Source organism: Phyllobacterium sp. P30BS-XVII, assembly GCF_014138335.1.
Taxonomy (GTDB): Bacteria; Pseudomonadota; Alphaproteobacteria; order Rhizobiales; family Rhizobiaceae; genus Phyllobacterium; species Phyllobacterium meliloti.
In genome coordinates, this window is the sequence record NZ_JACGXO010000013.1 from 19,286 (window position 1) to 43,741 (window position 24,456).

Consider the following 24,456-nt stretch of genomic DNA (forward strand, 5'->3'; position numbering starts at 1 on the left):
CGGCCTCAGAAGAAGGTTTTTGCGGCAGCTTCCGCATAGGTGCTAACCGGTCCACCGATGAGCACATAAAGCAGCGTCAGCAGGCCTGAAACACCAAGAACCAGACGCAGTTCACCGGCAACAGGAACAAAGCCTTCGGCTGGCTCATCAAACCACATGATCTTGATGATGCGCAGGTAATAGAATGCGCCCACGACCGAAGCCACGATACCGATGATAGCCAGCGCATAGAGGTTGGCCTGCACAGCGGCAAGGAAGGTGTACCACTTGCCCCAGAACCCGGCGAGCGGCGGAATACCTGCCAGCGAGAACATCAGGATAGTGAAGATCGTCGCCATGATTGGATTGGTGCGGGAAAGCCCAGTCAGATCCTCGATCAGCTCGACATTTCCGTGCTTGCGGCGCATCGCCAGAATAAAGGCAAACACACCAAGCGTCGTGATCAGGTAGATGAACATGTAGATGACCACGCCGCGCACGCCAACCTGCGTACCAGCAGCCAGACCAACAAGCGCATAGCCCATATGGCTGATCGACGAATAGGCCATCAGACGCTTGATATTGCGCTGACCAATGGCGGCGAACGCACCCAGAACCATCGATGCAATGGCGATGAAGACGATGATCTGCTGCCAGTCATGGGTGATCGGCTGGAACGTCTCAACCGCAACACGGGTAAGCAGGGCCATGGCAGCCATTTTCGGCGCTGTCGCAAAGAACGCAGTGACCGGTGTCGGTGCGCCTTCGTAAACGTCGGGTGTCCACATGTGGAAAGGCACGGCGGATATCTTGAAGGCAAGACCCGCAAAGATAAAGACCAGACCAAAGACAACGCCAAGCTGGCGTTCGCCGCCTGCCAGCGCCTGTGCGATACCTTCAAAGCCTGTGTGACCGGTAAAGCCGTAAACGAGCGAAATACCGTAGAGCAGCATGCCGGATGACAAAGCGCCGAGGACGAAATACTTCAGGCCAGCTTCCGTCGAGCGGGTGCTGTCACGGTTGATTGCAGCAACGACATAGAGCGCCAGAGACTGCAATTCGAGGCCGAGATACAGCGACAATGTATCATTGGCCGAGATCATCAGCAGCATGCCGAGGGTCGCCAGCATGATAAGGATCGGGAATTCGAACTTGTCGAATTTTTCAACCTTGGCAAAGCCCACCGACATGACAAGCGCGACAATGGAACCAACCAGTGTCAGCACCTTCATGAAGCGCGAGAATGGGTCCGAGACAAAGGCGCGGCCAAAGACGTGGCCATCATGCGGGAACAGGACAACGAGTGCCAGTGCTGCAAGCAGCACGGCAACCGCCAGTCCGTTGACCACGGAATTTGCCCGTTCACCGGAGTAGGCCCCGATCATCAGAAGAGCCAATGCTCCCACTGCGATGAGCAGTTCAGGGGCCATAAGCGTCAAGTTGGCAATCATGTCGGTCTGCATCGGCCTTGGCCTCTTCCTGCTATTTCAGCGCCAGTGTGGCGGCTGCGGACAGCGCGTTATTGTATTGATTGATAAGGGCATGAACCGAGCTTGCCGTCGCGTCGAAAACGGGCATCGGATAAACACCGTAGAAGATGGTGAGGATCACCAGCGGATAGACAACCAGCTTTTCGCGCGGCGACATATCCAGCAGTGACTTCAGGCTTTCCTTGTCGAGCGAACCGAACACCACGCGGCGATAGAGCCACAGCGCGTAGGCCGCCGAGAAAATCACACCTGTCGTTGCAAACAATGCAACCCATGTGTTGACCCGGAAGACACCAAGCAGCGTCAGGAATTCACCGATGAAGCCCGAGGTTCCCGGTAGGCCGACATTGGCCATAGTCAGGATCAGGAACACCACCGCATATTTCGGCATGTTGTTCACAAGGCCGCCATAGGCGGAGATTTCGCGGGTATGGGTGCGGTCATAAACAACACCAACGCAAAGGAACAGCGCGGCGGAAACAAGACCGTGCGAGAGCATCTGGAACAATGCGCCCTGAATGCCCTGCTCGTTCGCTGCAAAGATACCCATGGTCACATAGCCCATGTGGGCGACGGAGGAATAGGCGATCAGCTTCTTGATGTCTTCCTGCATCAGGGCAACCAGAGACGTGTAGACGATGGCAACAACCGAGAGGGTGTAGATCAACGGCGCGAAGTCAGCCGAGGCAATCGGGAACATCGGCAGGGAGAAGCGCAGGAAACCATAGCCGCCGAGCTTCAACAGGATACCGGCCAGAATGGCGGATGCCGCTGTCGGTGCTTCCACGTGCGCATCCGGCAACCATGTATGCACAGGCCACATCGGCATTTTCACAGCGAAGGACGCGAAGAATGCCAGCCACAGCCATGTCTGCATGGACACAGGGAAAGAATGTGCCAGCAGTGTCGGAATGTCCGTCGTGCCAGCCTGCCAGTACATGGCCATGATGGCGATCAGCATCAGCACGGAGCCGAGCAGCGTGTAGAGGAAGAACTTGAAGCTGGCATAGACGCGGCGCTTGCCACCCCACACGCCGATGATGATGAACATCGGCACCAGCACGGCTTCGAAGAATACGTAGAACAGCACGATATCCAGCGCACAGAACACACCGATCATCAGTGTTTCGAGCACGAGGAAGGCAATCATGTATTCCTTGACGCGGGTCTGGATCGCTTCCCAGCTGGCAAGGATGCAAAGCGGCATCAGGAATGTCGTCAGGATAACGAACAGCATCGAAATGCCGTCCACGCCCATATGATAGGAAATTCCGGAGTCGAGCCAGGCAAGCTTTTCCACGAACTGGAAACCAGCATGGCCCTTGTCGAAATAGTACCAGATCGGCAGGGACAAGAGGAATGTGATGACCGTGGTCCACAGTGCCACATTGCGGATATTGCGCCGCGCGGATTCACTGTCATCCCGGATCAGAAGGATCAGGAGCGCACCGACCAATGGCAGGAAGGTAACAGTCGAGAGAATTGGCCAGTCGGTCATCAGAAGTTGCTCCCGAGCATCATCCACGTGACGAGTGCGGCGACCCCAATGAGCATCGCGAACGCATAATGATAGAGGTAACCGGTCTGCAGGCGCACCACGCGGTTAGTGATATCGACAACCCGGGCAGAAATCCCGTCCGGACCATGGCCGTCAATGAGCCAGCCATCGCCCTTCTTCCACAGGAACTTGCCAAGAGCCTTTGCCGGACGCACGAACAGGAAGTCGTAGAGTTCGTCAAAGTACCACTTGTTGAGCAGGAACTGGTAGAGACCGCGATGCTGCTCGGCCAGACGCTTCGGCGTTTCCGGCGAACGGATGTAGAAGATCCAAGCCAGGATGAAGCCAGCCAGCATCGCCAGGAATGGCGAGGCAGCTACAAGCGCTGGAACATGATGATGCAGTTCCAGAATCTCGTTTTCCTTGCCTGTGAACAGCGCGCCCTTCCAGAACTCGGCATATTCATGTCCGAAGAAGTATTCGCGGAAGACAACACCGGCAAACAGCGCACCGATGGCAAGGATGAACAGCGGCACCAGCATGACATAGGGCGATTCATGCACATGATGCATGACATCGTGCGAGGCGCGTGGCTTGCCATGGAATGTCATGAAAATCAGGCGCCATGAATAGAAGCTGGTGAACAGCGCGGCAATCACAAGCAGGACGAAGGCATAAGTGGCAGCCGGGCTTGTCGAAGCATAGGCCGATTCAATGATCGCATCCTTGGAGAAAAAGCCAGCAGTGCCGATAGCCGTGCCGGGAATACCAAGGCCGGTCAGGGCGATCGTGCCGATGACCATCATCCAGTAGGTTTGCGGGATCAGCTTGCGCAGACCACCCATATTGCGCATGTCCTGTTCATCGGAAACCGCATGAATGACGGAACCTGCACCAAGGAACAGCAGCGCTTTGAAGAAAGCGTGTGTGAACAGGTGGAAAATGGCGGCGCCATAGGCACCAAGACCAAGCGCCACAAACATATAACCGAGCTGCGAGCAGGTCGAATAGGCGATGACGCGCTTGATGTCGTTCTGGACAAGACCAACCGTTGCCGCAAAGAAGGCCGTGGTTGCGCCAACGAATGTGACGACGATCAAAGCCGTGTGCGACAGTTCGAAAATCGGCGACAGGCGGGCAACCATGAACACACCTGCCGTAACCATTGTTGCGGCGTGGATGAGTGCGGAAACCGGCGTCGGGCCTTCCATGGCGTCAGGCAGCCAGGTGTGCAGCAGAAACTGTGCTGATTTACCCATCGCGCCCATGAATAGCAGCAGACAGGCAACCGTGATCGCTTCCTGTTTACCCAACGCATAGCCGAGGAAATTCAGGACAACCTTGCCGTCCCCTGCTCCTTCTGCCGGAAGATAGGAGGCAGCGGATTGGAACAGCGTATCAAACTGAACGGTATCGAACAGGACGAACAGCGAGAAAATGCCAAGAAGGAAACCAAAATCGCCGACGCGGTTGACGATGAAAGCTTTCATCGCCGCAGCATTGGCCGAGGGCTTCTTGAACCAGAAACCGATGAGCAGGTAGGAGGCAAGGCCGACGCCTTCCCAGCCGAAGAACATCTGAACCAAATTGTCGCCCGTTACCAGCATCAACATCGCAAAGGTGAAGAGCGACAGATAGGCAAAGAAGCGGGGCCGATGCGGATCGTGATGCATATAGCCGATCGAATAGGTATGGACGAGCGCCGACACCGTGTTGACGACGATCAGCATGACGGCAGTCAGCGTATCGATGCGCAAGGCCCAGTCAAAGCTCAGCGAGCCCGATTCAACCCAGTGCAGGACCGGAACCTTGAATGCTTCGCCATGGCCGAGCGCTACGGTCGTGAAAGCAATCCATGAGAGGACCGCAACCACGATCATCAGACCGGTGGTGACATACTCGCTCGCCTTTGCGCCGATAGCCGAGCCGAAGAGCCCCGCGATCAGAAAGCCGAGCAGCGGAAGGAAGACAATCGCCAGATACAGCATGCCCCCGTCAACCTTTCATCATGTTGACGTCTTCCACGGCAATCGACCCACGATTGCGATAGAACACGACGAGAATAGCAAGTCCGATGGCGGCCTCAGCGGCAGCAACGGTCAAGACAAACAATGCAAAAACCTGTCCAACCAGATCCCCCAGAGCGGCGGAGAACGCCACAAAATTCAGGTTGACGGCGAGCAGGATCAATTCGACCGACATCAGGATGACGATCACGTTCTTACGATTGAGGAAGATACCGAAGATCCCCATCGTGAACAGCAGCGCGGAAACTGTCAGATAATGTGCGATACCGATTACCATCATGGCGCTCCTGTCAAATACCCTTGCCCGTTTCGACCTGTTTGACCTCAATGGCCGTCTCGGGCGTGCGTGCGACCTGCTGCGAGATGTTCTGGCGCTTCACGCCTTCCTTGTGGCGAAGCGTCAGCACAATCGCGCCGATCATGGCGACCAGAAGCACGAGACCGGCAATCTGGAAGTAATAGATGTAATCCGTATAGAGGATGTCGCCGAGCGCGGCCGTGTTGGTGCGCGTCGCCACATCAGGCGTTGGCTGAACGACAACCCGTCCAATGCTTGGCGCGAAGATTGATCCTCCCAGAACAACGATCAGTTCTACCGCCAGGATCATGCCGACAAGTGCGCCGATGGGCGCATATTGCAGCGCGCCGCGCTTCATCTCGGTAAAGTCCACATCCAGCATCATCACGACGAAGAGGAAGAGAACGGCAACCGCGCCGACATAGACCACAAGAAGGATCATCGCCAGGAATTCAGCACCGGTCAGCAGGAAGAGCCCCGCCGCGTTGAAGAAGGCGAGGATGAGAAACAGCACGGAATGCACGGGATTACGCGCCGCAATCACCATGAACGCACTGGCGACGGTGATGAAGGCGAAGAGATAAAAAAACGCCGCCGCAATACCTGTCAGCATGGGTTCCCCCGATTTCCATTCCGGCAGACTATTCTGCCATTTTTAAAGCGATTCACGGACATTTCCGTATAATCGCAGCCTCTTAACGCATGTTCCTGCCGGGTAGAAGCACCCTGCCCTAAGACACATGCGCGCACTTGGACGAGACGATGCCCCATCCACTCAATTCTTACCGGTACGGCGCATCCATTGCGATGTTCCGGGCCAGTTCGCGTTCCCAGCGATCGCCATTGGCGAGCAGCCGGTCCTTGTCATAATAAAGCTCTTCACGGGTTTCCGTGGCGAACTCGAAATTCGGACCTTCGACGATGGCATCAACCGGGCAGGCTTCCTGACAGAAGCCGCAATAGATGCACTTCACCATGTCAATGTCATAACGCACCGTGCGGCGCGTTCCGTCATTGCGGCGCGGGCCAGCTTCGATGGTGATGGCCTGTGCCGGGCAGATCGCTTCGCAAAGCTTGCAGGCAATGCAGCGTTCTTCGCCGTTGGGATAACGGCGCAGCGCATGTTCACCACGGAAACGCGGGCTCAGCGGTCCCTTTTCATAAGGGTAGTTCAACGTTGCCTTCGGCGCGAAGAACTGCCGCATCGACAGGAAGAATGCCCCGACGAACTCCGCCAGCAGGAGCGATTTAGCAGCTTGTGCGAGTTGTGCCATGCTGATTCTCCTTACGGTGTCAGGCCGGTGATTTTAAGAAAGGCCGCGGTTGCGATGACCATGAAGAGCGAGATCGGCAGGAACACTTTCCAACCCAGACGCATCAATTGATCATAGCGGTAGCGCGGAACGAATGCCTTCACCATGGCGATCATGAAGAAGACGAAGAAGAGCTTGAGCATGAACCAGATGATGCCGGGTACCCAGTTCAGGAACCATACATCAACCGGAGGCAACCAGCCGCCGAGGAACAGGATCGTCGTCAGCGCGCACATCAGCGTGATGGCGACATATTCACCAAGGAAGAACAACAGGAACGCGGTCGACGAATACTCGATCATGTGACCGGCAACGAGTTCCGATTCCGCTTCGACCAGATCGAAAGGCGGGCGGTTGGTTTCGGCAAGCGCCGAGATGAAGAAAATGACGAACATCGGGAACAGGCCAAGCCAATGCCAGTCAAGGAATGTGTTTGGCAGGCCGACCATCGTGCCAAGGCCCGTTTTCTGCGACAGGACGATATCCGTGAGGTTCAGCGAACCGACGCAGAGCAGAACGGTGACAATGACAAAACCGATGGAAACTTCATAGGAAACCATCTGCGCAGCGGAGCGAAGCGCACCGAGGAACGGATATTTTGAGTTCGATGCCCAGCCGGCCATGATGACGCCGTAGACTTCGAGCGATGAAATGGCGAGCACATAGAGAATGCCGACATTGACGTTGGCAATCGCCCAGCCTTCATTGACAGGGATAACCGCCCATGCAGCCATGGCAAGCACCGAGGAAACCAGCGGTGCCAACAGGAAAATACCCTTATTGGCGCCGGATGGAATGATCGGTTCCTTGACCACGAACTTCAAAAGATCGGCAAAGGACTGCAACAGGCCGAACGGGCCAACCACGTTCGGACCACGGCGCAACTGAACGGCCGCCCAGATCTTGCGATCCGCGTAAAGCAGGTAAGCGATGATCAGCAGCATCACCACGAGCATCAGCACTGATTTTCCAAGGATAATCAGCAGCGGCAGGATGTAGGTTGCGAAAATTTCTTCCATATCAGTCTCTTCCCCGCCTACTCGGCCGCCTGCTTGAAGCCGCCCTTGGCCAGCGCGGAACATTCAGCCATGACGGCGGAAGCGCGGGCGATCGGGTTGGTCAAGTAGAAGTCTTGCACTGGCGATACGAAGGCCGTCTTTTCAACGGAGCCCGATGCGTTGGCCAGTTTCGTGATGTCGGCAGCGTCACCGGCCTTGATGGCGTCGATGACAGCCAAATGCGGGTATTCTGCATAAAGCTTGGCGCGCAAAGCGGCCAGCGAGTCGAAAGGCAGTTTCTTGCCAAGAACATCGGACAGAGCGCGCAGGACCGCCCAATCTTCCTTGGCATTGCCGGGCGCAAAGGCAGCGCGGCTGGTCATCTGCACACGACCTTCGGTGTTGACGTAAGTGCCGGATTTCTCCGTATAGGTCGCACCCGGCAGAATCACGTCCGCATTGTGCGCGCCCTGATCGCCGTGGGTACCGATATAGACGGTGAAGGCTCTGCCCTTATCAGACCAGTTCAGTTCATCGGCGCCGAGCAGGAACAGCACATCGAGCGCGTCCTTCATTTCGCCAACCGATTTGCCACCCTCGCCCGGTACGAAACCGATATCGAGCGCACCGACGCGGCTTGCAGCGGTGTGAATAACGCCGAAACCATTCCAGTCATCGGCAAGTGCGCCGGTGTCCGCAGCAATCTTGGCAGCAAGAGCCAGAACCGCATTGCCATCCGCACGGCTGAGAGCGCCCTGCCCGATGATAATGATCGGCTTCTTGGCCTTCTTCAGCACCGCGTGGAATTTCAGCGAACCATTGGCAAGTTCCGCCAATGTATCGGCACCGGCACCGAGATATTCATAGTTGAAGCGCAGGTCGGCCTGTTCGCCGATCAGTGCAATCGGGATACCGGCAGCGCGCCAGCGCTTGCGCAGACGGGCATTGAGCAGCGAAGCTTCAAAGCGCGGATTGGAACCAATTATCAAAACAGCGTCGGCGTCTTCGATACCGTCAATGCTTGGATTGAAGATGTAAGACGCGCGGCCATTGGCAGTGTTCAGCACTGTTCCGTCCTGACGCCCGTCAATATTGGCAGAGCAGAGCGAGGTAACAAGCTGTTTCAGCGCATACATTTCCTCAACGGTGGCAAGATCACCGGCAATCGCGCCGATCTTGTCGCCTGTCGTCTTGGCAACGGCAGCCTTGATTGCGTCGAAAGCCTCCGGCCAGCTTGCCGGAACAAGACGGCCATCCTTGCGAACATAAGGGCGGTCAAGGCGCTGCGTGCGCAGACCATCCCAGATGAAGCGGGTCTTGTCGGAAATCCATTCCTCGTTGACGGCTTCATTGACGCGCGGAAGAACGCGCATCACTTCGCGGCCACGGGTATCAACGCGAATCGATGAGCCGACAGCATCCATCACGTCGATAGATTCGGTCTTGGTCAATTCCCATGGACGGGCCTGAAATGCGTAAGGCTTGGATGTCAGTGCGCCGACTGGGCAAAGGTCAATCACATTGCCCTGCAATTCCGATGTCATCGCCTGTTCGAGATAGGTGGTGATTTCGGCATCTTCGCCGCGACCGATCAGGCCAAGCTCGGAAATACCGGCCACTTCCGTCGTAAAGCGGACGCAGCGCGTGCAGTGAATGCAGCGGGTCATCACCGTCTTGACGAGCGGTCCGATGTACTTGTCTTCAACGGCGCGCTTGTTTTCCTTGTAGCGCGATGCACCGATACCAAACACCATGGCCTGATCCTGCAGATCGCACTCGCCGCCCTGATCACAGATCGGGCAATCCAGCGGGTGGTTGATCAGCAGAAATTCCATGACGCCTTCGCGGGCCTTCTTGACCATGGGCGTATTGGTGAAAATCTCTGGTGTTTCGCCGTTCGGGCCCGGACGCAGATCGCGCACGCCCATGGCGCAGGAAGCGGCAGGCTTGGGTGGTCCGCCCTTCACTTCGATCAGGCACATGCGGCAATTGCCGGCGATCGACAAACGCTCATGGAAACAGAAACGCGGTACCTCGGCACCCGCCGTTTCCGCAGCCTGCAGAAGCGTGTAGTGATCCGGTACTTCGATTTCCCTACCGTCGACTTTGATCTTTGCCATTATTCTTCTCCGGCACGGGTTGCCGCTTCATAAGCTTCAAACAGATCTTTCAGGGGAACGCCATTGATCGTCATTCCTGCGAGCATGGCGTTTTCGATCTTAACATTGCTCATATTAACATTTGTGAACAAGGTATTGGAAAGGTTCACATCTTCAACTTTTGAATTGCTGAGGTTCGTATTACCGATCCGCACACAAGACAGGTTGACGTTGTTAAATCCGGTGTTCGACAGATTGACGTCGTCAAAGATGGAATTGGTAATCACGCACTCGCGCACATCAAGAACATCGCGCTTGGAATGTATCTCCATTTCAATGCTCTCCTGATGGGGTCTGAAGAGCTTTGGCCTGCGCCGTCCACTCATCCCGCACGATACGTCCGCCAAACTTCAAATGGTCATCAATCCGGGCGACTTCTTGCGCCGACCACGCCGCAATCTGCGCGTAGGTGTAGACACCAAGGCCGTTCAGAACCTTTTCCAGCTTTGGACCTACACCCGAAATCCGTTTCAGATCATCAGGCACAACAGATTTTTCCGTAGTAACCAGCTTTACCGGCGCAGTGGAACCAGTGACCGGAACGTCAGCAGCCGTGACGGCAACGGCTTTCGGAGCAGTTTCCACGGACTTCTTGCGTATGATCGTCTTCAATTCAGCAACATCTGGTGCTTGTTTGGCGTCAGTCTCAGGCACAGTGCCCAGCGGCTTCAATTTTGTATTGGCATCAAGCACGCCGGCCAGCGCGCCGGCCCATAGGCCCCACATTTGGCTGGCAATACCGAGACTCAAAACAGACGCAGCCGCTATCGCGCCCATGGGCGGCGTCAGCAGATTGGCAGCCGGAACGATCTGCTTCGGCATCACTGCCGACCAGTCTGCGCCCGGTTTCTTGTCTGTCTTGTTATCCGGCATGTGCCCTCAACCCTACTCTGCTGCAACAAGCACGGGGCTTGCCGAAGAAGCATTGCGTGTGAACTCATCAATGCGGCGCTCGATCTCAGGACGGAAGTGCCGGATCAGACCCTGCACCGGCCAGGCAGCCGCGTCGCCAAGCGCGCAGATGGTGTGGCCTTCGATCTGCTTGGTCACATCGAGCAGCATGTCGATTTCACGCTTCTGCGCATTGCCGACTGCCATACGTTCCATGACGCGCCACATCCAGCCTGTGCCTTCACGGCATGGCGTACACTGGCCGCAGCTCTCATGCTTGAAGAAGTAGGACAGGCGTGCAATGGCGCGAACGATGTCCGTGGATTTGTCCATCACAATCGCCGCAGCCGTACCGAAAGACGACTTGACGTTGCGCAGGCCATCGAAATCCATCGGGCAATCGATGATATCAGCAGCCGGAACAACCGGGCAGGATGCACCGCCGGGAATAACCGCCAGCAGGTTGTCCCAACCGCCGCGGATACCGCCCGCATGCTTATCAACCAGTTCGCGGAAGGTGATGCCCATGGCTTCTTCAACCGTGCAGGGACGATTGACGTGGCCGGAGATCATGAACAGCTTGGTGCCGACATTATTCGGGCGGCCAATGCCGGAGAACCATGCCGCACCACGGCGCAGGATGGTTGGAGCAACGGCAACGGATTCAACATTGTTGACCGTTGTCGGGCAACCATAAAGACCCATATTGGCCGGGAATGGCGGCTTCAGACGCGGCTGACCTTTTTTGCCTTCAAGGCTTTCCAGCAATGCGGTTTCTTCACCGCAGATGTAAGCGCCAGCGCCGTGATGGACATAAATGTCGTAGTCCCAGCCGTTTTTGTTGTTCTTGCCAAGCAACTTGGCATCATAGCACTCGTCAATGGCCGCCTGCAGCGCTTCACGCTCACGGATATATTCACCGCGAACATAGATGTAGCAGGTATTGGCACCCATGGCGAAACCGGCAATCAGGCAGCCTTCGATCAGCGTATGCGGATCATTGCGCATGATATCGCGGTCTTTACAGGTGCCCGGCTCGGATTCGTCAGCATTGATGACGAGATAATGCGGGCGACCATCGCTTTCCTTGGGCATGAAGGACCACTTCAAACCCGTGGGGAAGCCGGCACCACCACGGCCACGCAGGCCAGAGGCTTTCATCTCATTGATGATCCAGTCACGGCCCTTGGCGATGATCCCCGCTGTGCCATCCCATTGGCCGCGTGACATCGCACCCTTCAACGATTTGTCGAAAAGGCCGTAAATATTGGTGAAGATGCGGTCTTTGTCAGCGAGCATATCGCACCCGTCCTACTCTCTTCGTCCATTCTCCAGCGAAAACGACTATCGTTTCCGCCAATGATATTATCTCGGCTTCTTGCCGAAAACCTTGATGTACTCGGCTTCGCCGCCCTTGGCCAAGGCCTTGGCTTGCTTCACCCAGTCGTCGCGTTCGATACGGCCCTTGAAATTCAGGTAGCCGTCAACCCATTCGCGTTCAGCCTTTTTCCAGCTGGCGACCTGAGCATATGTGTAGATGCCAAGCTCATGCAGAATGCCCGCAATCTTTGGACCAACGCCAGCAATCAGTTCCAGATCGTCTACGACGGCTGGCTTTTCGATTGCTGCGGGGCGGTTCTTGTCCTCAAGCGAAACAGCAGGAGCCTTGATTGACTGCACCGATGGCTTTTCGCCCAGTGAACCCTCGGCAATTTTGGGGTTCCTGATAGCGCGCGCCGCGGCAGGTGTTGGTTCAGCGGACTTGGAAGCCGCATCTTCCGCCGCCTTCGATGCCTTCACCTTCGATGGCGACTTGATCGCCTCACTGGTGGCCACATCGTGCGTCACTGGCTTGGCCGCATTGGTTGGGGGAACGGCTGCGCCATTAGCAGCTTTCGCCGCAGCCTTTGGCTTGGCAGCGCCATTACCACCGGTAAGCGATGTACGCTCACCAATAGGAGCCGATAGATGACGATCAATCTGCGGTCCCGGGGTGATCGTGTCACCCTTGCCAGCTTCAAACGCATCGATGATTTCTTCGAGACGTTCCGGCGTCAGATCCTCATAGGTATCCTTGAACACCATGATCATCGGAGCGTTGACGCAGGCGCCGAGGCATTCCACCTCTTCCCACGACAAGGTACCTGATGCGTTGAGTTCAAACTGATCATGATGAATGCGATGCTGGCAGACCTTTTTCAGATCCTCCGAACCGCGCAGCATGCATGGCGTTGTGCCGCAAACCTGGATATGGGCACGCGTGCCGACCGGCTTCAGCTGGAACTGCGTGTAGAACGTTGCAACTTCCAGGACACGGATCAGCGGCATGTCGAGCATGATTGCAACATGCTCAATGGCTGCCTTGGTGACCCATCCATCCTGCTCCTGCGCACGCATCAGCAAAGGGATGACAGCCGACTGTTCGCGGCCCTTGGGATATTTCTTGATGGTCAGCTTGGCCCAGGCAGTGTTTTCGCGATTGAACGCAAACACTGCTGGTTGGACGCTATCTTCTGCAAGACGACGGACGGACATTAGCGATCAACCTCACCAAATACGATATCGAGCGAGCCGAGGACAGCGGAGACGTCGGCCAGCATGTGACCACGGCACAGGAAGTCCATGGCTTGAAGATGGGCAAAGCCCGGAGCGCGCAACTTGACGCGGTACGGCTTGTTGGAACCATCGGAGACAAGGAATACGCCGAATTCGCCCTTTGGCGCTTCGACGGCGGCATAAACTTCACCAGCCGGGACGTGATAGCCCTCGGTGTAAAGCTTGAAATGATGGATGAGCGCTTCCATCGACCGCTTCATCTCACCACGCTTCGGTGGGACGATCTTCGCTGACATATTGGAAACGGGCCCTACCCGCTCCTTGCCCAGCAGGAGATCGACGCACTGGCGCATGATGCGAACCGACTGGCGCATTTCTTCCATACGGATCAGATAACGATCGTAGCAATCACCGTTCTTGCCGATCGGAACATCAAATTCCATCTCGGAATAGCATTCATACGGCTGCGACTTGCGCAGATCCCAGGCAGCACCCGAGCCACGCACCATTACGCCGGAGAAACCCCATGCCCAGGCATCCTCAAGCGTTACAACGCCGATATCGACGTTACGCTGTTTGAAAATGCGGTTCGGGGTGATCAGGTCATCGAGATTCTTGACGGTCTGCAGGAACGGATCGCACCACTTGCCGATGTCTTCGACGAGTTTATCAGGAAGGTCCTGATGCACCCCGCCGGGACGGAAATAGGCCGCATGCATACGGGCACCACAGGCGCGCTCGTAGAACACCATCAGCTTTTCACGCTCTTCAAAGCCCCAGAGCGGCGGCGTCAAAGCGCCAACGTCCATGGCCTGCGTGGTCACGTTGAGCAGATGCGAGAGAATGCGGCCAATTTCCGAGAATAGAACACGGATCAGCTGGCCGCGCTTGGGCACTTCAATGCCGAGCAGACGTTCGACAGCCAGTGCATAGGCATGTTCCTGATTCATCGGCGCCACATAGTCAAGGCGGTCGAGATAGGGCACGGCCTGCAAATAGGTCTTGGCTTCCATCAACTTCTCGGTGCCGCGATGCAGAAGACCGATATGCGGGTCAACGCGCGCGACGACTTCACCATCCAATTCCAGCACAAGGCGCAAAACACCGTGTGCCGCAGGATGTTGCGGGCCAAAGTTAATGTTAAAGTTGCGGACGCTGTGTTCAGTCATATTTCGCTCCGCGAAACGTGAGTAGTGAATGGTGAGTAGTGGTCATCAACGTCGTACCTAATTCATTCAGCCTGTTGTTTACTCTGTACAGTGCGGATCAGCGCTCTAAGCATTTTCCCGTTCACTTCGCACTGCGACAGCAGATCAACTTCTTCATTCTGACCCAAAAAGCCAACGCGACGCGATAGCAGAATATGAGTCTCCAGTTCCTTCAATGAGCCTTGTGCTATTCGTAGAAACTGCACAAACGACCCTCTATTCTCTCGCCCATAACCTTCCGCAATATTCGCGGCAATTGAAATGGCCGCACGTCGCATCTGCGCAGTCAGCCCGTAAACCTCTTCCTTCGGGAAGCTCTTAGTGGCTCCGTAACAACATTCGGCAAGAAACATTGCCGACTGCCACACTTTCAAGTCCCGATAGGATTCGATCCTTTGTTGCAAAAACCCCTACTCACTACTGACTACACCACTACCAACTTATTGCTTACTGCTTCGCCTTCTCATCACCGGGCAGCACATAATCAGTGCCTTCCCAAGGTGACTGGAAGTCGAAATTGCGGAATTCCTGCCGCAGTTCCACAGGCTCATACACCACGCGCTTGACCTCATCATCATAACGGACTTCGACGAAGCCTGTCAGCGGGAAGTCCTTGCGCAGTGGATGCCCTTCAAAACCATAATCGGTCAGGATGCGGCGCAAATCCGGATGACCGGAGAACAGCACACCATAGAGATCATAGGTCTCGCGCTCATACCAATCGGCACCCGGATAAACAGGCGTCGCCGATGGCACCGGCGTGTCCTCGTCGGTCGCAACCTTCACACGAATGCGCAGATTCTGACGCGGGGACAGGAGGTGATAGACCACATCAAAGCGATGCGCACGATATGGATAATCCACGCCGCTAATATCGATCAGCGAGATAAACTGGCACTGCACATCATCACGCAGGAATGTCAGCGTGTCGATCAGCGCACCGGCTTCCACTTCAACCGTGAGATCGCCATAGGCAAGTGCTACGGACTTCAGCGAAGAACCCAGCTTTTCGGTGAGATAACCGGAGAGTTCATTCAATGCTTCTTCAAACATCGCCCTCTCCTATCGCTCAATCGTGCCGGTGCGGCGGATTTTCTTCTGCAGCATCAAAACACCATAAAGCAGCGCTTCCGCCGTGGGTGGACAACCGGGAACATAGATATCGACCGGCACAACCCGATCGCAGCCACGAACCACCGAATAGGAATAGTGGTAGTAACCGCCGCCATTGGCGCAGGAACCCATGGAAATGACATAACGCGGCTCTGGCATCTGGTCGTAAACCTTGCGCAGCGCCGGGGCCATCTTGTTGGTCAGCGTACCGGCGACAATCATCACGTCGGACTGACGCGGTGACGCGCGCGGTGCAAAACCGAACCGCTCACCATCATAGCGCGGCATGGATGTGTGCATCATTTCGACCGCGCAGCAGGCAAGGCCGAAGGTCATCCACATCAGTGAACCGGTACGCGCCCAGGTGACAAGCGCGTCAGCAGATGTGACGAGAAATCCCTTGTCGGCAAGTTCATTGTTGATCTCACCGAAAAACGCATCATCGGAACCCAGAGGCTTGCCCGTGTTGGGGTCAATAATACCTTTGGGCCTCGGTGCAACGAGGGTGGTGTTGCTGTCGGTCAATCCCATTCCAGCGCTCCCTTTTTCCACTCATAAATAAAGCCGATTGTCAGAACGCTGAGGAAGATCATCATCGACCAGAAACCGAACCAGCCAATCTTGCTGAAGGCGACAGCCCACGGGAAGAGGAAGGCTACTTCCAGATCGAAGATGATGAACAGAATCGAGACAAGATAGAAGCGGACATCAAATTTCATGCGGGCATCATCGAATGCGTTGAAACCGCACTCATAGGCCGACAATTTTTCCGGGTCTGGCGACTTGTATGCGACCAGAAAAGGCGCAACCAACAGTGCCAAACCGATTACCAGCGCTACCCCGATGAAGATAACGATGGGCAGGTAGGAACTTAAAAGCTCGTTCATGATCCGACTTTTTCCGCCTTGTGAACTCAGGCTGACAAGAATGCCATGTTATGCACATGACTGCCACATATACGCGACAGACCGCCCCGGCTTTAACACCGCTGCGATGCGGCGAGGGTTAGCGCGTTAGCGCCATGCGCGCAAGTGCAACAATCGCCCCAGTGTCACCCCGATTTGGTCACCATTGCGTGACGCAGATCGGTAAAAAGCTGCATATTTTGCTGTTTTATGCCAGTTTAGCCTGCAAAACGCAGCTGAATCGCTCTTTAGAATGATATTAATGTGCCTTGTCGGCCTGTTCGTCCGCGACGTGGTTTTTAGAACTGCGACATTCGGTCCTATAAACGATTTAGGGCAAAATACAGATATTCTGCGCGCAGCAAAACAACACTCGCACCAAGGCGCGAATGCTGTTTCACCAACTCTGGGAAAGAGGGGCGCTTAAAGACCCGCAAGTGGCTCCAGACTGAGCCTTTCACCCTCTTCGGAAACATATTTCTTCTGCTGCGCCCTGCGGTCCAGCAGCAGCGACCAGATCGCCACCCCGAGCCCCAGCAAAGCCAGCACCGCGCCCACAAAGGGAAGATTCTGATAGGACACACCCCATGTCAGCGCCGCGCCACCAACCCAGGCACCTGCGGCATTGCCAGCATTGAACGCACCCTGATTAAGCGTGGCAGCCAGATTCGGGGCTTCGCTTGCGGTTTCGACGACTCGCATTTGCAATGGCGGCACAATAACGAAAGTCAGAATGCCCCAAAGAAACACCACGGCAATCGCAGCCGCCGCGCTGCCGCTGACTTCAGCAAGCAAGGCATGGGTGAATACGACAGTGACCAATGTGCCAATAACGGTCGGCATCAACTTCCAGTCGGCAAGCCTGCCACCGATGACGTTGCCAATGGTCATACCAGCGCCAAACAGCAACAGCACCCATGTGACCGCCGAGGTCGATATGCCTGAAACGTCGGTGAGAATCGGCTTTATATAAGTAAAGACTGCAAAGAGGCTGCCGGAGGCCAGCGCCGAAATCAGCATGGCGAGCCAGACCTGCAATTTCCCGAGAACCTTGATCTCATTCAGAATGCCCCCACCCTTCTCTTCTTCCCTGGCCGCAGGCACAAGCAGCGCAATGGCAATCACCGCGGCTATGCCAATGGCAACAACGGCAAAGAAGGTCGAGCGCCAACCATAGACCTCGCCGAGGGCCGTACCCGCCGGAACGCCGAGAATGTTGGCGAGCGTCAGGCCGGCAAACATCAACGCAATGGCGCTGGCACGCTTGTGGCGAGGCACAAGGCTGGCGGCAACAACGGAACCGATACCGAAAAATGCACCATGGCCGAACGCCGTGACCACCCGGGCGATCATCAGCATCCAGTAATTGGGAGCGATGGCACAGAAAAGATTGCCAATGACAAACAGCATGGCAAGACCGATGAGAACCGGCTTGCGTGGCAGCGATGCAGTGGCGATAGCGATGATGGGCGCACCGATGACAACACCAAGGGCGTATCCGGTGACGAGCAGACCCGCATGGGGAATAGTGACGTGCAGATCAGCGGCCACTTCAGGCAAAAGCCCCATGATGACAAATTCGGTTGTACCGATGCAGAACGATGCAATGGCAAGGGCAAGAATCGGCAAGGGCATGGATGGCAACCATCAGGGCTCGAGTAAGGAATGACGATGCCTAGCCCAAGAAGGTTTCACAATTGTTCTTTGTGCAACGCAGCAATGCATTTATGCGGGGAATACGAAGTTGGTTGATTGAGGGCGGATCAAATCAACCACGCACACAGCCGCCAAACGACACAGGCAGCAGGAGCCTATCTACTGCCTGGTTGATCGTCCTATTGGCCTAGCAACAAACTCGCCTGACATGGTCAACTGATCAGAACTGCATGCGAAACTGAGCCGTTACCGAACCGCCGATAATATTCTCGCCGTACTGAAAATCACCACGCACGCTGCCGATAACAAGCCGGTCAACACCATTTATCTTGCCTGTTAAAGCAAGAAGATTGGCACCGAAGCTCACTTCACCGTATGTTTTCAACCGGTCTGTCTTGACTGGTAGAACAACCGGATTGGCGCTGCTCGGATCCATTGTCAGGGTCGCATTAATATCGCCAGCAAAGTCATGATAGGCGGTTGCCGTGATGAAAGGCGACAGACGGATACGGTCATCCTTGAAGAAGAAATTCCGGGAAACGGTAATGCCGCCAAAACCAATCAGGCTCTCGACATCGGAGAAGCGCACGCGCGCCTCGTTCTGGTTGAGCAGGATATTATGGGGAATAAACAGGTCATCCGTGCTGCTCTTTGAATAGGTAAAGCCAGTCGCGGGAATGAATGACCAGTCCTTATAGGGGAGCGTATAGGAGGTGGAACCGCTAATCGACGTACGCCTGCCGCCAACATCTCCGTTCTTGATCTTGAAGACCGGATCATCAACATTGACGGTATAATCCATCAGTTCCTGACGCACTTGGAAATCAAGGAAGAACGGCCCTTTTGTATAGGCGGCATAGGCACCGTAAAACACCGAATTGAAGTCGGTGGTGTTCGCAAAATTCTTCTGGTCGGACTTACCAAAAATCTGACCACCTGTGAGGCCAAAATTGACGTTGCCGCCCGTGTCCTGAATATTGAACACGCCCGCGTCGAGGCCAACCTGATAGCCATAATAGCTTGTCTCGATCGTTGCCGGCGCTTCAACAGCGGTGCCGTCCGGCTGGTAGATCGTGCCCTTGGTATCGATCTTGGACATACCACCATTGGTTCTGATCCATGGAGCAAGACCAAACTGGTTCTTGTCAGGATCAACAGGCGCCGAGATCAGACCGCTCGATGGCTTGAAGAATGATGAACCGATAACATTCTGTGCCGCGATAAATCCGGAGACCACACTACTAGCAGCGGTGCCGTTGATGCCAGAACGAATGACAAATCGCGAGGGATCGCTACCAGACCCACCAATACGGGCCACATCATACTGAACGATACCACCCGACGGCAGGCCCTCAACAGTTACCGTTCCATCTCCGCCCTTGGCAGCATCCAGAACAAGAATCGTCTTGCCGAAGGCTGTTGGTGCCTGGCCCGCGGTTAAGCCGTTAAGCTTCAGATTAGTCGTTCCCATCAACACGCCGCCGACGGTAACAACGTCAGACGTCGAATTATCAAAATCGACGTCGAGCGCAATGTTTGAACCTGCGTGCCCAACATAGTCGCCCGATATTGCCAGCCTGTCGCCAACGGCGCCATTGACGAGACTGAGGGTGCCGCCTGCGTTATTCTCAAAGCGCTCCAGCCCATTGAGCTGCGTGTTGCCGGTGGCTTTGATCAGACCGGAATTCTGGATGACATCATTGCTGCCAAGCAAATTTGATACGCCCGAATTACCCATGTCCCAAACACCGCCAGCCATATTGTTGACGAATGTCTGCGCACCTGCTCCGGAAGCAAGCATACCCTGCATCTGACCGTAATTGTTCAGAATCGCCTGACCGGCGACGTTATCAAGTAGCGTAAGACTGGAAGCGCTTCCTGATCCTGCAGCGTTATTCAGCGAGGATGTGATCGTCGCATAATTGTCGAAAGTCACCACACCGGTGCTATTGCTGCGTAGCGCTGTTTGACCCGCAGTGACGTTTTGATCGAGCAAGGCGTGAGAATTCGTTGTTTCGCCTTTGAAGGAGATCGCGGTATCTGTGGCGGTTACAGCGCCGCCAAGATCAAGCTCCATCGCGCCATTACCGGTCGTTTCAAGAGCGATTGCCGTATTGCCGCTGATCGTATTGCCTGTCTTGACGGAGATATCTCCGTTTTGAGACTTGACGAAAACGCCATGGCTGCCGCCTTTGATGGCGCTATTGCCGGATATTGTAACCCGTCCACCAACTGAACCGGCGGAAATCGCCGGGCCGGATGTGCCAAGCACACCGCCATTCGTGTTGACATTGACGTTACCCGCGCCTGTCGTATTGGCATTGATACCCGTTGCACCCGATACGAGTTTATCGGCCTGGATATTGATAGATCCCGTTTGCGATGACCCTAGAATACCGACAGACCCGCCTGCGACCTGATCATGAGCTGCAACGTCAATATTATCACTCAAGGAGCCTGCCGAAATCGCCGCGCCAGATGTGCCTTGAACAGCATTGTTTGTAACTATGTTGACGCTTCCGGTCCCTGTCGCGTTTCCAGATACGCCAACCGCGCCTGACACAATGCCCGAAGTCTGAACGGCGATCGCACCATTTTGTGTTTCTGCCAATACACCGATGCCGCCGCTCGTTACATTGCCTACAGCTGCGACCGTCACGCTGCCATCAATCGAACGAGCAGAAATTGCGGGGCCGCTGGAACTTACGACGGTATCTCTGGTGACTACCCTCACCTTTCCTGCCGATGTGGTCGCGGCATCGATTCCACTCACGCCAGACACTTTTCCTGTTGTGTCAATATTGATGTCACCAGTCGTTTCGCGTGCGGTGATTGCTGTGCCCGATCCATTCACGACCGTTCCATTTGCACTGGTCGAAATATTAATTCCGCTGCCGGTATTGGAAACATCAATTCCCGAAGTAGACAACGAAGCTATGGTGCCGCCGATCGCAGTGGCTTTGATATCTGCATTGACATCACCAATCAGCGTTCCGCCGGTCCGTCCGAATGCCTTGGCTGTTACCCTGTCGCTGCTGAAGAGTGTGCCGCCACTCAAAAGATAGCTTTGAGTTTCGACAGAACCTTGCATGAGTCCACCGGTCTGTCTGAAAAGATTCGCCCCCTTCACATCACCGGTGAGTACACTGGTATTGTCGCCAGCCAGAAAATAATTGTTGGCTGTGGCAATCCCCGACATTGTTCCCTTGGATTGTCCGTACGTAACAGTGTTGACTTGGCCATCCATTGTGCCGCCAATTTGCAAGACGCTGGTATCGGCATTCAAAATACCGTTCTTAAATACAGTACCATCATCTCTAATTGTAGCAGTATTGGTGACATGCAAAGTACCGCGAAGTTTGCCCCCGGACAAATCGTAGTTCGCTGCGGTATTTGTTTGGCTCCAGATATTACCGCCCGATTGATTGAGCGTGCCACTCGCTTTAATTGTTCCTATAACATCGCCATTCGAAAGGTTGTAGTTCAGCGTGTTCGCCGTTCCTCCGGCTGACAATTTGCCGCCACTCTGATTAACATTCACGCCATTTATAATCGTTCCGGACATCTCGCCATTATCAGACAGATTATAGATGGGTGTATCAGCAACACCTCTCATCTCGCCATCAGTCTGGATTATACTGGTCGTTGCCTTGATAAAGGCATTAGCTGCAACAACACCATTGTCCTTGATTGTAGCAGTCTGAACATTAATGATTCCAGTCCCTGGAGCTCCATTACCCTCAACACGTCCGTTGCCTGACAGAACAAAATTCTGCGCACTTACGGTACCGGAGAGAGTCCCACCTGACTGCTTGACATCAATGGCATTCACGATGTTCCCGGACATCGTGCCCTTGACTAAATTATAGGTCTCTGTGCTCGCGGTGCCCGCCATCGTTCCATCAAACTGGTTGAATAACTTTCCACCGATAATAGCACCTGTGGAACTAACGCTTCCACCAGTGAACAGATTGTAAAATGGCGCCTGTATCGTTCCCGCGGTGGTTCCACCAATCTGGTTCACTTCGTTCGTGGCAATCAGACTGGCACCTTGCTCAATCCTCGCATTGCCCTTGATATTTGCGTCTATCGTATTAACGGCCCCAGTCAGCTTGCCTGTATTCGTCAGATCATAGCTGTCGGTCTTTGCAGTTCCAGACAATGTTCCATCTGATTGTTTATAGATCTTGGTGACGGCGGTCCCGCCCATGGTCCCGCCAGACTGATCAATCTCATTGGTAGCACTGAGCTTGCCACTGCCCTCGACAGAGGCGGTACCACTAATGGTTGCCGTATCGGTTACGGCAACATTTCCAGTTAGCTTGCCAGCGGAGAATGTATAATTCTTCGCTTTTACGACTTGCGTGCCAGTGCTGGAGATCTCTCCGCCAAGTTGAAAGATAGTACCACTCGCGTTAATGGTCCCAGAAACGACACCATCCCCGCCAAGACCATAATCCTTGGTTGTGGCGGTTCCTCCCATCGTTCCACCAATCTGAGTAATCGCGTTGGTGGCGTTAATATTGCCCGTGTTAGCCACCACAGCTGTGCCTCTGATCGTTGCGCTGTCTGTTGCCGTTACCGAACCAGACAACACGCCACCAGAAAAATCATATTTTTTTGCTGTTACGGTCTGCGTACCAGTGCTAGAAATTTCCCCGCCGGATTGATTCAGATTGCCGATTGCGTTGATCGTTCCTGAAACGATGCCAGTGCCTCCAAGGCCATAATCCCTCGTAGCGACATTACCGGCCATTGTTCCGCCAATTTGACTGACATTCTTTGCGTCAACAATCTTGCCAGTGCTTGAAACCTGCCCGCCCCTCAGAAAATAGGTGTCGGTATCAGCGGTACCCGCCATCGTACCGCCATCTTGCGTGACGGTACCATTGGTGCCTGTGTTAATCGTTACATTATCGGCGATTGTGCCTGAACCACTGATAGTGGCGTCGTTCACACGAATTGTGCCACCGGTAGGATTATTGCTTATTATAGAGCCGTTGCCGCTTACATTCAGCTGGTCTTGCCGTTGCGTAGTGCCGCCAAGATCAAGGACACCGGTTCCCTTTACAACGGTCGAAGCAGTTGTGTCCCCCAGCGTACCAAACCCCTGAACCCTAATCGTTCCATCCTGAATTTCAGTACCGCCACTATAGCTATTGTTCGCACCAGAGAATATAACGGCTCCAGCACCAGCCTTAACAAGCTTTGCATTGTCACCACCAGTGATTGTAGTGTTTATGGTGGCGTTTACTCCAGCATCTGTTGTAATAATTGTTGATGGGTTTGCCAGTTCGAGGCCGCCAGTAGCACCGCTGATATTGTAACCATCCTTCTGGAAAGTCAGCCCCCCAACTTTAAGGGTCGAAAAAAACCCCACAGTCACAACATCACCTGTTCCAGTGAATATTGCTATGTTGCCATCTTTCCAACCGGTTCCGGCTGCCGCGCCTCCAGAATCCGTCCAATTCTTATTGGAGTTGTCCCAGGTTCCTTGCCCGCCATCAACAGTACCGTTGGGGGTCGTGCCCCCGCCAGCATTATTGCCATCCCAATACTGATTGTCGCCAGCGTGCGCCAAATGGGGCAAGAATATATTCAGGCCGACAGACAGCAACCCGGAAACGATGGCAAACCGAGAGAGATTCGTGGTCGATCGTAAACGCCCGATATAGTTTCCACTCCGGAGAGCTTTTTTCTTGAAACAAATAGAGATAGTCGCGCTGGCTTTGGTCAATGAATTGGCTTCCGGTCAGTGTAAGTTAGCGAATTAAAATTTTGATTGTGTTGTGAGCACAAACTATACAAGCCTGCCAGCCACCTCAACCCCAAGATGCATTTACATTACTACAGTTGCAAATATGTGTCGGCTTGGAATGACTTAAATTCTCAAGCCAAAACAAAAGTGCAACTATAGACGCGCTTCACGTTGAAGATACTCTCCACGGTAGTTTTTGGGAAATTATACAACCCAGCCACAGCACTCACCCCCATACGTATACTACAACTCTGTGGTTCCTCATGTGCTCACATGAGCTTTTGCGCATGCGCGCACTGCTGATATCCCCCGTCAACTCATGTTCTACGGTTGTATCACGAAGGTTGCAACAACTAGTTACTTTAATATTTTTGCCGCCTGTAAGCTCATAGAAAAACAACCGTTTTTTCTTCATCCAAGCAAAGTTTTCATCTGCTCATGACAATTTCTTCCCTCTGATTCGGCTCATGCCGCGCAGAACAGAAAGACAGACGCGAGAATTTAACTGCATTTTCTGGAATAAACAGGCTGGTGTAGGCGTTCAGATATATAAGGACCAGAGCAGACCCGCGCAACCGGCATATGCAACACGCCATTCCGCCGTTAA

At 54.6% G+C, this 24,456-nt stretch carries 19 protein-coding genes; all 19 read right to left on the reverse strand.

Annotated elements, in window-relative coordinates; all coding sequences use genetic code 11:
- Positions 1–5 precede the first annotated feature (5 nt).
- The 19 genes from nuoN to FHW17_RS24195 all read right to left on the reverse strand — a co-directional run bounded on the left by nuoN (position 6) and on the right by FHW17_RS24195 (position 23,828).
- Positions 6–1,442, reverse strand: a complete 1,437-nt coding sequence (nuoN, locus tag FHW17_RS24105; RefSeq protein ID WP_182510984.1) for an NADH-quinone oxidoreductase subunit NuoN — start codon at positions 1,440–1,442, stop codon at positions 6–8.
- Positions 1,443–1,461: 19 nt separating this feature from the next.
- Positions 1,462–2,967, reverse strand: a complete 1,506-nt coding sequence (locus FHW17_RS24110; RefSeq protein WP_113097732.1) for an NADH-quinone oxidoreductase subunit M — start codon at positions 2,965–2,967, stop codon at positions 1,462–1,464.
- Complete coding sequence (gene nuoL / locus FHW17_RS24115) at positions 2,967–4,955, reverse strand: NADH-quinone oxidoreductase subunit L (protein WP_182510985.1); 1,989 nt, start codon at positions 4,953–4,955, stop codon at positions 2,967–2,969. Before nuoL ends, FHW17_RS24110 begins: the two co-directional genes overlap by 1 nt.
- A 7-nt stretch (positions 4,956–4,962) precedes the next feature.
- Positions 4,963–5,271: an NADH-quinone oxidoreductase subunit NuoK gene (nuoK, locus tag FHW17_RS24120; RefSeq protein ID WP_091883761.1), complete on the reverse strand. Its 309-nt coding sequence runs from the start codon at positions 5,269–5,271 to the stop codon at positions 4,963–4,965.
- A gap of 13 nt (positions 5,272–5,284) precedes the next feature.
- Entirely contained in the window at positions 5,285–5,905 is a 621-nt protein-coding gene (locus FHW17_RS24125) for an NADH-quinone oxidoreductase subunit J (protein WP_091883762.1), read from the reverse strand.
- A 169-nt stretch (positions 5,906–6,074) separates the two neighbouring features.
- Complete coding sequence (gene nuoI / locus FHW17_RS24130) at positions 6,075–6,566, reverse strand: NADH-quinone oxidoreductase subunit NuoI (RefSeq protein WP_091883764.1); 492 nt, start codon at positions 6,564–6,566, stop codon at positions 6,075–6,077.
- A gap of 11 nt (positions 6,567–6,577) precedes the next feature.
- The gene (nuoH, locus tag FHW17_RS24135) at positions 6,578–7,624 is read right to left on the reverse strand and encodes an NADH-quinone oxidoreductase subunit NuoH (RefSeq protein WP_112529583.1); all 1,047 of its coding nucleotides are present in this window, start codon (positions 7,622–7,624) and stop codon (positions 6,578–6,580) included.
- A 17-nt stretch (positions 7,625–7,641) separates the two neighbouring features.
- On the reverse strand, positions 7,642–9,723 hold the full coding sequence (nuoG, locus tag FHW17_RS24140) for an NADH-quinone oxidoreductase subunit NuoG (protein WP_182510986.1): 2,082 nt from the start codon (positions 9,721–9,723) through the stop codon (positions 7,642–7,644).
- Complete coding sequence (locus FHW17_RS24145) at positions 9,723–10,034, reverse strand: pentapeptide repeat-containing protein (RefSeq protein WP_112529579.1); 312 nt, start codon at positions 10,032–10,034, stop codon at positions 9,723–9,725. Before FHW17_RS24145 ends, nuoG begins: the two co-directional genes overlap by 1 nt.
- Position 10,035: 1 nt before the next feature.
- On the reverse strand, positions 10,036–10,635 hold the full coding sequence (locus FHW17_RS24150; protein ID WP_182510987.1) for an NADH-ubiquinone dehydrogenase: 600 nt from the start codon (positions 10,633–10,635) through the stop codon (positions 10,036–10,038).
- A 12-nt stretch (positions 10,636–10,647) separates the two neighbouring features.
- Positions 10,648–11,952, reverse strand: a complete 1,305-nt coding sequence (gene nuoF, locus FHW17_RS24155) for an NADH-quinone oxidoreductase subunit NuoF (protein ID WP_112529575.1) — start codon at positions 11,950–11,952, stop codon at positions 10,648–10,650.
- A 66-nt stretch (positions 11,953–12,018) separates the two neighbouring features.
- Positions 12,019–13,188, reverse strand: coding sequence for an NADH-quinone oxidoreductase subunit NuoE (gene nuoE, locus FHW17_RS24160; protein ID WP_182510988.1), 1,170 nt, complete (start codon positions 13,186–13,188; stop codon positions 12,019–12,021).
- Entirely contained in the window at positions 13,188–14,378 is a 1,191-nt protein-coding gene (locus FHW17_RS24165) for an NADH-quinone oxidoreductase subunit D (protein ID WP_091883774.1), read from the reverse strand. The genes nuoE and FHW17_RS24165 overlap by 1 nt, the downstream gene beginning before the upstream one ends.
- 62 nt (positions 14,379–14,440) lie before the next feature.
- A complete protein-coding gene (locus FHW17_RS24170; protein WP_112529569.1) occupies positions 14,441–14,821 on the reverse strand; it encodes a four helix bundle protein in 381 nt (126 codons plus the stop codon).
- A 43-nt stretch (positions 14,822–14,864) separates the two neighbouring features.
- Entirely contained in the window at positions 14,865–15,470 is a 606-nt protein-coding gene (locus FHW17_RS24175) for an NADH-quinone oxidoreductase subunit C (RefSeq protein ID WP_112529567.1), read from the reverse strand.
- Between the two features lie 9 nt (positions 15,471–15,479).
- Entirely contained in the window at positions 15,480–16,061 is a 582-nt protein-coding gene (locus FHW17_RS24180; RefSeq protein WP_091883776.1) for an NADH-quinone oxidoreductase subunit B, read from the reverse strand.
- Complete coding sequence (locus FHW17_RS24185; RefSeq protein WP_182510989.1) at positions 16,052–16,417, reverse strand: NADH-quinone oxidoreductase subunit A; 366 nt, start codon at positions 16,415–16,417, stop codon at positions 16,052–16,054. The genes FHW17_RS24180 and FHW17_RS24185 overlap by 10 nt, the downstream gene beginning before the upstream one ends.
- Before the next feature lie 441 nt (positions 16,418–16,858).
- On the reverse strand, positions 16,859–18,070 hold the full coding sequence (locus tag FHW17_RS24190) for an MFS transporter (protein ID WP_182510990.1): 1,212 nt from the start codon (positions 18,068–18,070) through the stop codon (positions 16,859–16,861).
- Positions 18,071–18,311: 241 nt separating this feature from the next.
- Positions 18,312–23,828, reverse strand: coding sequence for an autotransporter-associated beta strand repeat-containing protein (locus tag FHW17_RS24195; protein WP_182510991.1), 5,517 nt, complete (start codon positions 23,826–23,828; stop codon positions 18,312–18,314).
- Positions 23,829–24,456: the final 628 nt, after the last annotated feature.